This window comes from Halomonas sp. HP20-15, assembly GCF_033446685.1.
Lineage (GTDB): Bacteria > Pseudomonadota > Gammaproteobacteria > Pseudomonadales > Halomonadaceae > Modicisalibacter.
In genome coordinates this window covers 180,049-192,049 of sequence record NZ_JAWQLY010000001.1, presented here as the reverse complement: position 1 = coordinate 192,049, position 12,001 = coordinate 180,049, and the positions used below count along the sequence as shown (strand labels likewise).

General features: G+C 63.4%; 10 protein-coding genes. 5 read left to right on the top strand and 5 right to left on the bottom strand.

Features of this window, described 5'->3' with window-relative positions; translation table 11 throughout:
* The first annotated feature begins 112 nt into the window (after positions 1-112).
* From R6258_RS00920 to R6258_RS00905, 4 genes are read left to right on the top strand one after another with little or no spacing between them, the layout of a single operon-like run.
* Positions 113-1,948, top strand: coding sequence for an extracellular solute-binding protein (locus R6258_RS00920; protein ID WP_318446324.1), 1,836 nt, complete (start codon positions 113-115; stop codon positions 1,946-1,948).
* A 9-nt stretch (positions 1,949-1,957) separates the two neighbouring features.
* Positions 1,958-3,034, top strand: coding sequence for a microcin C ABC transporter permease YejB (locus R6258_RS00915; protein WP_318446323.1), 1,077 nt, complete (start codon positions 1,958-1,960; stop codon positions 3,032-3,034).
* 5 nt (positions 3,035-3,039) lie between these two features.
* Complete coding sequence (locus tag R6258_RS00910; RefSeq protein ID WP_318446322.1) at positions 3,040-4,158, top strand: ABC transporter permease; 1,119 nt, start codon at positions 3,040-3,042, stop codon at positions 4,156-4,158.
* Positions 4,155-5,738 (top strand): dipeptide ABC transporter ATP-binding protein, encoded by a 1,584-nt coding sequence (locus tag R6258_RS00905; RefSeq protein WP_318446320.1) that lies wholly within the window; start codon positions 4,155-4,157, stop codon positions 5,736-5,738. Before R6258_RS00910 ends, R6258_RS00905 begins: the two co-directional genes overlap by 4 nt.
* Before the next feature lie 3 nt (positions 5,739-5,741).
* Here the strand turns inward: R6258_RS00905 and R6258_RS00900 are convergent, their stop codons facing one another.
* The 3 genes from R6258_RS00900 to R6258_RS00890 form a co-directional block, all read right to left on the bottom strand.
* Positions 5,742-6,395, bottom strand: coding sequence for a hypothetical protein (locus R6258_RS00900; RefSeq protein WP_318446318.1), 654 nt, complete (start codon positions 6,393-6,395; stop codon positions 5,742-5,744).
* Positions 6,396-6,461: 66 nt separating this feature from the next.
* Positions 6,462-7,163, bottom strand: coding sequence for a pseudouridine synthase (locus tag R6258_RS00895; protein ID WP_318446316.1), 702 nt, complete (start codon positions 7,161-7,163; stop codon positions 6,462-6,464).
* On the bottom strand, positions 7,163-7,966 hold the full coding sequence (locus tag R6258_RS00890; RefSeq protein ID WP_318446314.1) for an amidohydrolase: 804 nt from the start codon (positions 7,964-7,966) through the stop codon (positions 7,163-7,165). The genes R6258_RS00895 and R6258_RS00890 overlap by 1 nt, the downstream gene beginning before the upstream one ends.
* 196 nt (positions 7,967-8,162) lie before the next feature.
* On the opposite strand from R6258_RS00890, the gene rarD reads away from it, so the two are divergent.
* Positions 8,163-9,071 carry an EamA family transporter RarD gene (gene rarD / locus R6258_RS00885; protein ID WP_318446312.1) on the top strand — a complete coding sequence of 303 codons (909 nt, stop codon included), beginning with the start codon at positions 8,163-8,165 and terminating at the stop codon, positions 9,069-9,071.
* An 18-nt stretch (positions 9,072-9,089) separates the two neighbouring features.
* Here the strand turns inward: rarD and R6258_RS00880 are convergent, their stop codons facing one another.
* Complete coding sequence (locus tag R6258_RS00880) at positions 9,090-10,133, bottom strand: hypothetical protein (RefSeq protein WP_318446310.1); 1,044 nt, start codon at positions 10,131-10,133, stop codon at positions 9,090-9,092.
* A gap of 167 nt (positions 10,134-10,300) precedes the next feature.
* A complete protein-coding gene (locus R6258_RS00875) occupies positions 10,301-11,893 on the bottom strand; it encodes a methyl-accepting chemotaxis protein (RefSeq protein WP_318446309.1) in 1,593 nt (530 codons plus the stop codon).
* Positions 11,894-12,001 lie beyond the last annotated feature (108 nt).

Sequence of the window (12,001 nt, the reverse complement as noted above, 5' to 3'; positions counted from 1 at the left end):
CGCACGATAGATACGGCGTACGTCCGCTAGCCGGTGGCGCGAGCCGATCAGGCTCAGGCCGGCTCATCTTCAGCAAGGCGCGACATGTCGCGCGATCAGAAGGATCTCGTCGATGTTACGTAATCGCCTGGCCGCGCTGCTGGCGGCCGCCGTGTTGGCGTTCCCCGGGACGGTCTTGGCCGCCGACGCCGCCCAGGTTCCGACGGTCCATGGCCTGGCGCTCTACGACACCCCCGCGCTGCCGGCCGATTTCGAGCACTTTCCCTACGTCAATCCCGATGCCCCGAAGGGCGGCGAGCTGGCCCGCGCCGCAATGGGCAGCTTCGACTCGACCAATCCATTCATCATCAAGGGCACACCGGCCAGTGGCCTTAACGGCATCTACGATACGCTGATGGTCAGCAATCCCGATGAGCCCTTTTCGATGTACGGGTTGCTTGCGTCGGGCATCCGTCTCGATCCTGAGCGCCGCTGGATGGAATTCGACATCAATCCGGCCGCGCGCTTCCACGATGGCACGCCGGTCACGGCCGATGACGTGGTGTTCAGCTTTCGCCTGCTGCGCGACGAGGGCGAGCCCTTCTATGCCGGTTATTACGCCGATGTCAGCTCGGTTCAGGCCCTCGACAAAGACACCGTGCGTTTCGAGTTCGCCGCCGAAAACTCCCGCGAGTTGCCGCTGATCCTCGGGCAGTTGCCCGTGTTGCCCGAGCATTATTGGGCAAGTCGCGATTTCACCACGCCGACGCTCGACAAGCTGCTGGGTTCCGGGCCTTACCGCATCGCCGAGGTGGTACCCGGCCAGCGTATCGTCTATCAGCGCGTCGACGACTACTGGGGCAAGGACTTGCCGGTCAATCGCGGTCGCTACAATATCGATCGCCTGGTCTTCGACTACTATCGCGACCAGTCCGTGGCTCTCGAAGCCTTCAAGGCCGGCAATGTCGACATGCGTATCGAATCCAGCGCGCGCAACTGGGCCACCGCCTACGACTTCCCGGCATTCGCCAACGGCTTCGTCGAGAAGATGCTGGTCGCCGATGGCCAGCCTGCCGGCATGCAGGCTTACGTCATGAACCTGCGGCGCGACAAGTTCAAGGACGTGCGGGTTCGCGAGGCCATCAATCTGGCCTTCTACTTCCCATGGCTCAACGAGCAACTCTTCTATGGGGCCTATGAACGCACCCACAGCTATTTCGAAAGCTCGGACATGGCCGCCAGTGGCCTGCCCGGCGACGCCGAGCTCGAGCTGCTCGAGCCCTACCGCGAACAGCTTCCCGAGCAACTCTTCGACGAGCCGCTGCCGATAGAGCAGCCGGAAGACCTGCGCCCACGGCTGCGCAAGGCACTGGGCCTGCTGCGCGATGCCGGCTATGAAGTGCAGAAGGGCCAGCTGGTCGACCGTGAGACCGAGCAACCCTTCACGCTCGAGGTCCTGCTCTACGACACGCAGTTCGAGCGCATCGTCCAGCCCCTGCTCCAGAACCTCAAGCGGATCGGCATCCAGGGGCGGATTCGTACCGTCGACGTCAATCAGTACCTCAACCGGCTGCGCAATTTCGATTTCGACATGATCGTGGGTAGCTTTCCCCAATCGGCCAACCCGGGCAACGAGCAGCGCGAATACTGGACTTCGGCGTATGCCGACCAGCCCCAGAGCCGCAACCTGATCGGCTTGAAGAACCCGGTAATCGATGCGCTGGTCGAATCACTGATCCGCGCCGACTCCCGCCAGGCGCTGGACACCGCGGCCAAGGCGCTCGACCGGGTGCTGCGCTGGGGCTTCTACGTCATTCCCCAGTTTCATCTCGATGGCACGCGTATCGCGGTATGGGACAAGTTCGGCTATGCCCAGCCCTTCCCCCGGTACAATCTCGATCTCGATGCCTGGTGGGTCGATCCGCAGCGCGCCAAGACGATCAACCAGCGTCAGCACGGCGGGGGCTGATAGACACCCGTGGCTGCTTACATCCTGCGACGCATTCTGTTGATGATCCCCACGCTGCTGGGGATCATGCTGCTCAATTTCGTCATCGTCCAGGCCGCCCCGGGCGGCCCCATCGACCAGATCATCGCTCGCTACCAGGGGCTCGACAGCAATGCCAGCACGCGGCTCGACGGCGGCGGCGGCGACCCGTCCGGCGATACTCAGGCCTCGCGCGGCTCGCGTGGCGTCGACCCGCGTTTCATCACCCAGCTCGAAGAGCAGTTCGGCTTCGATGAGCCGGCCTACGAGCGTTTCCTGGGAATGATCGGCGATTACGCCACTTTCGATTTCGGCGACAGCTTCTTTCGCGGTCGCCCGGTCGTCGATCTGATGCTCGAGCGCCTGCCGGTATCGATCTCGCTGGGGCTCTGGACCACCTTGCTGGTCTATCTGATCTCGATCCCGATGGGCATCCGCAAGGCGCTCAACCACGGCTCCCGCTTCGACGTATGGACCTCGGGGCTGGTCATCGTCGGCTATGCAATTCCCGGCTTCCTGTTCGCCATCCTGCTGATCGTGCTGTTCGCCGGCGGCAGCTATTTCGATCTCTTCCCGCTGCGCGGACTGACCTCGGCCAACTTCGACGAACTTTCGCCCCTGGCCAAGGTCGGCGATTACCTGTGGCATATCACCCTGCCGGTGATCGCGGCAGCGATCGGCAGCTTCGCGACGCTGACCATGCTGACCAAGAACAGCTTCCTGGACGAGATCCACAAGCAGTACGTGCTGACCGCACGGGCCAAGGGGGCCAGCGATCGCCGCGTCCTCTACGGGCACGTGTTTCGCAACGCCATGCTGCTGATCATAGCCGGGCTACCGGCCGCGCTGGTGGGCATCTTCTTTACCGGCTCGCTGCTCATCGAAGTGATCTTCTCGCTCAACGGCCTGGGCCTGCTGGGCTTCGAGGCGGTGATGCAGCGCGACTATCCGGTGATCTTCGGTACGCTCTACCTGTATACCCTGATCGGCCTGGTACTCAAGCTGATCTCTGATCTGACCTACGTGTGGGTCGACCCACGCATCGACTTCGATACTCGGGAAGCTTGACCTCAATGTCGCAGAACAAGCGGGTACGCCTGTCACCGATCATGCGGCGCCGGCTGGCGGTATTTCGCGGCAACCCACGGGCCCGCTGGTCGCTGTGGATGTTCGCCGTGCTGTTCGTGCTCAGCCTCGGTGCCGAGCTGATCGCCAACGACAAGCCGCTGATCGTGCACTATCAGGACGGCTGGTACGCGCCCTTGCTGGTGGACTACCCGGAAACCGAATTCGGCGGCTTTCTGCCCACGTCCACCGACTATCACGACGAGTTCGTCCAGGACGAAATCCGCGAACACGGCTGGATGCTATGGCCGCCGGTCCCCTTTTCCTACGACACGCTCGATCGGCAACTCAACCAACCGGCCCCCTCGCCCCCGGATCTTCGTCATTGGCTGGGCACCGACGACCAGGGCCGAGACGTACTGGCCAGAGTGATCTACGGCTTTCGGCTCTCGGTCTTGTTCGCGCTGGCGCTCACCGGCGGCTCGCTGATCCTCGGTGTGACGTTCGGCGGCATCCAGGGTTACTTCGGCGGCAAGGTCGACCTGGTCGGCCAGCGTCTTTCCGAGATCTGGTCGGGACTGCCGGTGCTGTTCTTGCTGATCATTCTCGCCAGCCTCGTCGAGCCCAACATCTGGTGGCTGCTGGGCATCATGCTGCTGTTCTCGTGGCTGGGACTGGTGGATATCGTACGCGCGGAATTTCTGCGCGCGCGCAATCTCGAGTACGTGCGCGCGGCGCGCGCCATGGGACTGCCCTCGCGGCTCATCATGCGGCGCCATGTGTTGCCCAACGCGATGGTCGCCACCCTGACCTTCATCCCCTTCCTGTTCACCGGGGCGATCACTACCCTGACCGCGTTGGATTTTCTCGGCTTCGGCCTGCCGCCCGGCTCGCCGTCGCTCGGCGAACTGGTGGCCCAGGGCAAGAACAATCTACAGGCGCCCTGGCTGGGCATCACTGCCTTCGTCACGCTGAGCCTGATGCTGTCGTTGCTGGTCTTCATCGGCGAGGGCCTGCGCGATGCCTTCGATCCCCGGCACATCCAGGCCTCGACCGGCGCCATTCAACCGACCCCCGCCGCACACGACGAAAAGCGCCGCACCGACAGCACGGAGACCAGCCGATGAGCAGCGACACAGTGCTGTCACTCGAGAACTTCTCCATCGCCTTCGGTGGACTATCGGTCGTCGAGCGGCTCTCGTTGAGCGTGCGCGCCGGGGAGACCCTGGCAGTGGTCGGCGAGTCGGGCTCGGGGAAGTCGGTCACTGCCCTGGGAGCGATGGGGTTGCTTCCCGGCAACGCGCGGGTCGATGGAAGCCGCAAGCTGGCGGGACGCGACCTGTCAGAGCTTGATGCTACCCAGTGGCATCGGCTGCGTGGTAATCAGGTGGGATTCATCTTCCAGGAACCGATGACCTCGCTGAATCCCCTGCACACCGTCGGCAAGCAGGTCAGCGAGGCGCTTCGCCTGCACCATGATCTCGCCAAGGGCACGGCGCGGCGAAAGGCCCGTGAGCTCCTCGAGCAGGTACGCCTGCCGCGTCCCGACGAGCTCCTCGATGCCTGGCCACACCAACTATCCGGCGGCCAGCGACAGCGGGTCATGATCGCCATCGCCATCGCCAACCGGCCACGCCTGCTGATCGCCGACGAGCCTACCACCGCGCTCGACGTCACCGTTCAACAGGAGATACTGCAGCTGTTGCGCGACCTTCAGAAGAGCCACGGGATGGCCATGTTGTTCATCACCCACGATCTCAACCTGGTGCGTCGTCACGCCGACCGCGTCTGCGTGCTCTACCGGGGACGCGAGCAGGAAAGCGGAGAGGTCCACGAGGTTTTCGAGCGGCCGCGCAGCGAATATACGCGCATCCTGCTGGCCGCCGAACCCGAAGGACGCCCTGCCCCCTGCCAGACGCAAAGTACGCTGCTCACGGCTCGCCAGCTTTCGGTCGCTTTCCCACGGCCGCGTCGCTTGTTCGCCCGTCGCCGTGCGCCCTTCGTTGCGGTACAGCCGCTCGACCTGAGCCTGGCCCGCGGCGAGACGCTGGGCGTCGTCGGCGAGTCGGGCTCGGGCAAGACCACGCTGGGCATGGCGCTGCTGCGCCTCAATCGCGCAACCGGCCAGATCACCCTCGGCGAAACACGTCTGGACACCCTCACCGGCAATGACCTGCGCAAGCAGCGCCGCAACATGCAGATCGTGTTTCAGGATCCCTATGGCTCGCTCTCCCCACGCATGCCGGTGGCCGAGGTCATCAGCGAGGGACTGCGCTTTCACAACCCGCACCTGACCGAGCAGGCGATCAGGGAACGTGTCGCCACCACCTTGCAAGAAGTCGGCTTGCCGGAAGACGTGGCATCGCGCTACCCGCATGAGTTCTCGGGTGGGCAACGCCAGCGTATCGCCATCGCCCGCGCGATCATCCTCGAACCGGAACTGCTGATACTCGACGAGCCGACGTCGGCACTCGATCGCACCGTCCAGAAGCAATTGATCACGCTGCTTCGTGAGCTACAGGCCCGTCGCGGACTGAGCTACGTGTTTATCAGCCATGACCTGGCGGTCGTCAGGGCCATGGCCCATCGTGTGCTGGTCATGAAAAACGGCGAGGTAGTCGAATATGGCGACTGCGAGCAGGTGCTGCGGCATCCGACGAGCGACTACACGCGCGCCTTGCTGCAAGCCGCGGCACTGGATAAGTAACGGTCAGGCGTCCTTGAGGATCTGCTTATGATCCTTGGCCAACTGGCTACGCACCAGGGCCGCAACGAGCCGACAGTAAACCTGCCTATCGCCGTTCACGTGCCTGGCGAGCGCCTCGGCGTCGTCGCCGAGCCCCAGTTTGGCGCTGGACTTGAGTGCCATCTTGTCGGCAAAGGGACCTAGCTCCTCCCAGCAGACCTGCACTTCCCGCAGGAAGATATCCGCGCCCACGCCGCCGATGCCCTTGAACTCCTTGAGCAGGCTCCGCGCCGCGCTGGAATCGCCATTTGCCCGCTCGCGCAGCTTGCGCAGGTCCCCGGCATATTCCGTCTGGAGATGGTCGGTCAGGACCTCCAGCTGACTGGCGGTCTTCTCGTCATAACGGGCATAGCCATTCTTGTTGAGCACCTCGACCCGCTCTTCCCAACGAGAATCGGCCATCTTGCGTGGCGTAGTCAGGCCGGCCTTGCCAAGCGCCCTGCAGGCACGCATGGCCTGGTTGGCTCCGACCGGGGTGCTGGTCAATAGCGCCAGGCAGAGCACGCGAAACAAGGGAGTCGGTGTGTTGCGGGAAAGTTCCACACCCAGTTCATGGGCGAATGTCTCGCCATGACGATCGAGCAGGATCTCGATGATCTTGTCTTGCTTCTTGGCCATGCGAACCTCTCTTGGCTCGGAGCGTTCAATTGTTATGTGTTTGTATTTAAGATAACGGTATAAATACTAGAAAGCGGCAATTTCTTCGCCTCGCAGCATGCGACACTCCCCCGGCTCGAGGTCCGGGTCCAGAACCAAGGGGCCTATCGACTCGCGATGCAGTGTCTCGATACGGTTGCCAATCGCGGCGAACATGCGGCGCACCTGGTGGTATTTTCCGTCGGTCACGGTGATGCGGAAACGCTCGGGTGAAAGCGCTTCGAGCCGGGCCGGGCGTGTCGGTTTCTGTTCGCCATCCAGCAACATGCCCTCCGCGAAGGTAGCTATCGCGCTCGTCAGCGCATCGCCCTGTAGGGGCTCGGCCAGTGTGGCCAGATAAACCTTGGGGCGCTGGGTTCGCGGTGATGTCACCCGATGCGACCACTGGCCATCGTCGGTCAGTAGCACCAGCCCGGTGGTGTCGACATCCAGCCGCCCCACCGAATGCAGGCGCTCGACCTTGGGCAGGTCGATCAGCTCGAGCACCGTCTGGTAGCGCCCCGCTCGCGTGGTGCATTCGACCCCAAGGGGCTTGTTCATCATCAGATAGCGCAGGCCGAAAGGCGTCAATCGCTCCCCCAGCCAGTCGACGGCGCTATCCTCGCCGACATGCACGGCGGGATTCTTGGTCACTTCGCCGTCGACACTCACCTCGCCTCGGTGAAGCGCCTTCTTGGCCAGGCTGCGGGTCAAATCCGTGGTCTCGCAGAGAAACTTGTCGAGGCGCATTACATCTCCAACGTGAAGCGATCGGCATCCATCCAGGCGGGAAACTTATCGCGAAACTGGGCCAGTGTGTCGCTGTCGAGCACACCGGTACGAATGAAGGGTTGATCGCGGGGCTCATCGATCAGCGGCTCGCCCTTGAAGTCGACAAGCATCGAATCGCCGGAATAGGCCAGCTTCTTGGCGTCTTCACCGACACGGTTGACGCCGACGACGTAACACAGGTTCTCGACCGCTCGCGCCTGCAGCAGGATACGCCACGGCTGACGACGCGGCGCCGGCCAATTGGCCACGCACAGCAATGCATCATACTCGAAGTGCGCATCCGCACGCGGCTGCTGGCGAAGCCAAACCGGGAACCGCAAGTCATAGCAGACCGTCAGTAACAGGCGAAAACCCTTGAGCTCGACGATGACCCGCTGATCGCCCATGCCGTAACGTTCATGCTCACCGGCCATCCGGAACAGGTGGCGCTTGTCGTAATAGGCCAGCTCGCCGTCGGGCGTCGCCCAGATCATGCGATTGTAATATTCGCCGTCGGCGAGTATCGCCACGCTACCGGTCACCACGCAGCCACGTTGCGTCGCCTGGCGGCGCATCCACGCGACGCTTCGGCTGTCTTCCATCAATTCGGCCATTTCGCGGGAATTCATGGTGAAGCCGGTAGCGAACATCTCCGGCAGCACGATCAAGTCAGTCTCCGCCTGCCCCAGGTCGCCAAGCTGCTGCTCCAGCAAGCGGCAATTGGCCTCTGGATCTTCCCAGCGCAGGTCCGGTTGGACGAGGGTCGTCCGTAGCTCGCTCATGGTGTCCTCCTGTCGCGGCTTCAAGCCGCCATGTGGGTCATGGCCATTAGCCTAACCGAGGGACCGGCAGGGTGCAGCCGCTGGGGCCAGCGACATGCTAACATTAGCGCCCGCTTCACGCTGAGCCATGACCTACTCAGGACGACACGACACGCCCTGAGTGGCGTCATCTACGCCAACTGCACCAGGAAAAGTCATGAGCCTGCACGTCCAGCCCGACAAGGAAGCCACCCAAGGGGTACTTTTCGGCCTTTGCGCGTACTTGATGTGGGGCTGCTTTCCGCTGTTCTTCGCCCTGTTCGAGGGCATTCCGGCCTGGGAAATACTCATCCACCGCGTGCTGTGGTCGTGCGTATTCCTGGTCGTTCTGGTGAGCCTGCTCAGGCGATGGTCGCCGATTCGGGCGGCGCTGGCCGAGCCGCGTCGTCTGGGGCGGGTACTGGCGTGTGCGGTGCTGATCGGGCTCAACTGGGGCATCTACATCTATGCCGTCGAGAGTCGCCAGGTCTTTCAGGCAAGCCTGGGCTATTTTCTCACGCCGCTGGTCAACGTGGCGTTGGGGATGTTCTTTCTCAAGGAGCGCATGTCGCCGCTGCAGGGTGTCGCCGTGGCTATCGCCGCGGTAGCCATCGCCATTCAGCTGGTGCTGTTGGGGACCCTGCCCTGGATCACGCTGGTCCTGGCGACGACCTTCGGCACCTATGGGCTGCTGCGCAAGCAGGTTCCACTGGATGGGCTTTCGGGGCTGTTCGTCGAGACGCTATTGCTGTTCCCGCTGGGCTTGCTGGCCATCGCCTGGTTGAGCAATAGCGGCCAATCGCACTTCCTGCAGGGCGATAGCCAAGCCTCGCTCCTGCTCATCGCCAGCGGCGTGGTAACGGCACTGCCGCTGATGGCGTTCGCCGGGGCCGCGAGGCGACTGCGCCTGGCTACCCTCGGCTTTCTCATGTACCTGAATCCCACCATCCAGTTCTGCATTGCGCTGCTGGTCTTTAACGAGCCGCTCTCGTCGATCCAACTGGCGACGTTCGTGCTGATCTGGATCGGCCTGGCAATGTACTCCTACTCCGCCTGGCAGCAGCGTCCACACGAACGGGCCGCTTGAACGGCGCGCCCATCGGGCTCAGCCGAGCGAAGCCTCGCCGACCAACATCACCTGCGGCTCGGCAAGGCGCAGACGCTCGATCAGCGTGCCGAGCACGGCCATCGTCGGTACTTGGCATTGCCATAGCGTCTCTTCACCGCGCAGCGCCAGCGCCTCGCGATGCATGGTCGCGGAGGGGTCCGCGCTGCGATCGTCGAGCGCCTCCAGGCCCAGCCCCGACAACTGCACGCTATCCACGCCGGGCAGCAGCACGACGCAGCTACGCACGCCCTCGGTGTTCAGGGCGATGCGCTGACGGCAATCGGCGAGTTGCCAGATCGACAAGCGCAGACGACTCACCGAACGTTCCAACACCACGCTGTCGCTGGCGGCAAGCCATTCTGCAGCCAGACGACCGTTGATCCGGCGGTCTCGTGTAGCGGCGTTGATATGCGGGTAGAGAAAGCCGCTGCGCTGGACCATCCAGTCCAGAGCGTCGTCGAAACCCACGCCACGCTGCTTGGAGAAAGGCATCTCGCGGCGCGACACGGCGTTGCGCACGGTCGATAACTTCAGGCTGCACAGCGCGGCTATCTCGGTGACGCTCAGCCCATGCTCGGCGGGATGCGGGACCAGGTAGGTAGGCAGCACACTGGACAGGCCGGCGTGCTGCTCGAGGCGTGCCCTGACCCTGGCGACGCCTAACAGGTGCAGTAGCCGCAAGGGCGGCGTGCGCCCCGCCAGCTCGCCCAGGCTGTGTGTCATCAGAACCAAGTGCCAGAAATCGCTGAGACCGGCTGCCCCGGCGCCAAGACTCGGCATGATCCGCGGTTCGAGTACCCAGTCGTGCAAGGCTTCCAGCGGCTGCGTCATGCGCTCGACCAGCGCATCGGCCGTTAACCCCGGGACCGCTGCGCGCGAGGCCATGTTGCCCAGGTAGAGACGCTGCAACGGGCTGACCATCGCCTGACAAGCAGCCACGAGCTCCGCCTTCAACCGTGGCAATGCCAGCACGTCCGTCACCGCCTGACCGAGTAGCGACTCCTGTAGAAGCCCCGTCGAGGCCATGGCCACTGTGGTCATTGAATGTACTCCTGCGTACAGACGAGACCGTGGCAAACGACCGCTCGATGACGTCTTGGCCCGGCCCCATTTTTAATGGGTTATAGTTGCCCTATGTTAAAGAGGTTAACGGCGTGAACGTAGACTTCTTTAGCTGGGGCCGAAACGCCAACAGCCTTAGAAGGCGCTCAGCTCGCGACGCTCTCGGGTTGGTAGCCGACCCGAAAACCGCCCCAGTGACGGCCGTTGACGTGAATGGGCACGGACAGATCGTGCATCACCTCACCGGTGTCACGCTTGTAGGTCTGTACCAGCAAGGCGCGGGTGTGCGAGCCACAGCGACGGCCGGTGGGATCGTCGAAGATTCGCTTGCTGCGACTGTATTTCAGGTCGGTCTCATAGTCGCCACTCGGTGGCTTGCTGACATGGCGGTTATGCGTGGGGACGTAGCCACGCCGATCGCAGGCGATCGCGTAACTGGCCTGTAAGGCAGCGAGGAGCGGCTCCTGGATGCTCGGTAGATGCTGGTCGGTGTATCTGTCGTAGGTCGTTCGATAGAGCGGTGGCCGAGTATCTGAGATAACGGTATATTTATCGCTGAAGAGTGCCTCTTCTCGCAGCTCGCCTCGCTTGATGGCCTGCTCGAGCAGTGCAGCGATCCGATCGGCGGCGCGTCTCGCCTCGCCGAAGACCTGCTGATGGCGGCTGGCCAGGCGCTGCTGGGCAAGTTCGCCGTCCACTGCCTCCGCGGCATCCATCAAGGCGCGGGCCTGCTCGGCCAGATCGTGCATATCGCCCAGGCCGTCGTCGACGTGCGCCTTGAGCGTGGTCAGCGTCTGCGAGACCTGCTGACTATGGCCGCGGGTCTGCTGCATCGAGCCGGCGATCTCGGCGACCTGGCTTTCGACGCTGTCGAAATCCTCGGTCATGGCCGAGAGATGGCCGCCCACCGCTTCGATCTCGCTCGCACTGTCGCCCACCCGACGCATCAAATGGCCGATCGTCTCGACGACCCGGTTACTGCTGTCACCGATCTCGTCGACCAGCGATTCGACCTGCCGGGTCGCCTCTGCGGTGCGTCGCGAAAGCTCACGAACCTCACCGGCCACCACCGCGAAGCCACGGCCATGTTCGCCGGCACGCGCCGCCTCGATCGAGGCATTGAGTGACAGCAGATTGGTCTGCTCGGCGATCTCTTCGATCATTCCGGTTACGTCGCGGACGCGATGGGTCTTGCCCGCCAGCGACTCGAGCAGCTCCAGGGCCTCGTCCGAGCGACTGGCCAGCAGCGTCATCTCCCCAATAACGCCGTCGAGCGTCTGGCGATTGCTCTGGTTGGCCGATTGCGAGGCGCTCGCCTGGGCGGCGAGTTGGCTGGCGCTGGCCGAAACGGCCTCTATGGTTGCGGTGATCACCGCCATGCTCGTCACTGCCTCGCGGACGATGGTCTCCTGCTCGGTGAGCCGCCTGTCGAGCCGGTCGGCGTGATGCGATACCTCGGCGGAGGCGATGGCCGTTTTTCCGGCGCGCTTGACGAGCCGTTGAGCCATCTGCCGTAGCGACAGGTAGTCGCGTCCCGACACCGGCAGTCCGCGCTGGCTCATGGCATCGAGCTCATCGGGATCGGCACCGTAGATCCGCGCGCAACGATCGAGCGAAAGCCCGGCCAACAACCCCAGCGCAGTCGTCAGGTAAGGCACCCATGGCGTGTCGAGCCACAAGCTGGCGGTTATGGCAGCGGCCAGAAAGGCCCCCAACAGGCCCAGATTCACGATACGCATCAGCGAACTCCCTCACCGAATTTCTAAGCCGATATCGGCTTGGTGGAGGGCTAACTGAAGTGAACTTTGGCCTGAGAGACCATCGTCGAGGATGCGGGAGACATGCTG

Excerpts from the sequence above, each read along its gene's own strand:
- R6258_RS00920 (WP_318446324.1), top strand. The coding sequence starts at position 113 with ATGTTACGTAATCGCCTGGCCGCGCTGCTGGCGGCCGCCGTGTTGGCG.
- R6258_RS00910 (WP_318446322.1), top strand. The coding sequence starts at position 3,040 with ATGTCGCAGAACAAGCGGGTACGCCTGTCACCGATCATGCGGCGCCGG.
- R6258_RS00905 (WP_318446320.1), top strand. The coding sequence starts at position 4,155 with ATGAGCAGCGACACAGTGCTGTCACTCGAGAACTTCTCCATCGCCTTC.
- R6258_RS00900 (WP_318446318.1), bottom strand. The coding sequence starts at position 6,395 with ATGGCCAAGAAGCAAGACAAGATCATCGAGATCCTGCTCGATCGTCAT.
- R6258_RS00895 (WP_318446316.1), bottom strand. The coding sequence starts at position 7,163 with ATGCGCCTCGACAAGTTTCTCTGCGAGACCACGGATTTGACCCGCAGC.
- R6258_RS00890 (WP_318446314.1), bottom strand. The coding sequence starts at position 7,966 with ATGAGCGAGCTACGGACGACCCTCGTCCAACCGGACCTGCGCTGGGAA.
- rarD (WP_318446312.1), top strand. The coding sequence starts at position 8,163 with ATGAGCCTGCACGTCCAGCCCGACAAGGAAGCCACCCAAGGGGTACTT.
- R6258_RS00880 (WP_318446310.1), bottom strand. The coding sequence starts at position 10,133 with ATGACCACAGTGGCCATGGCCTCGACGGGGCTTCTACAGGAGTCGCTA.
- R6258_RS00875 (WP_318446309.1), bottom strand. The coding sequence starts at position 11,893 with ATGCGTATCGTGAATCTGGGCCTGTTGGGGGCCTTTCTGGCCGCTGCC.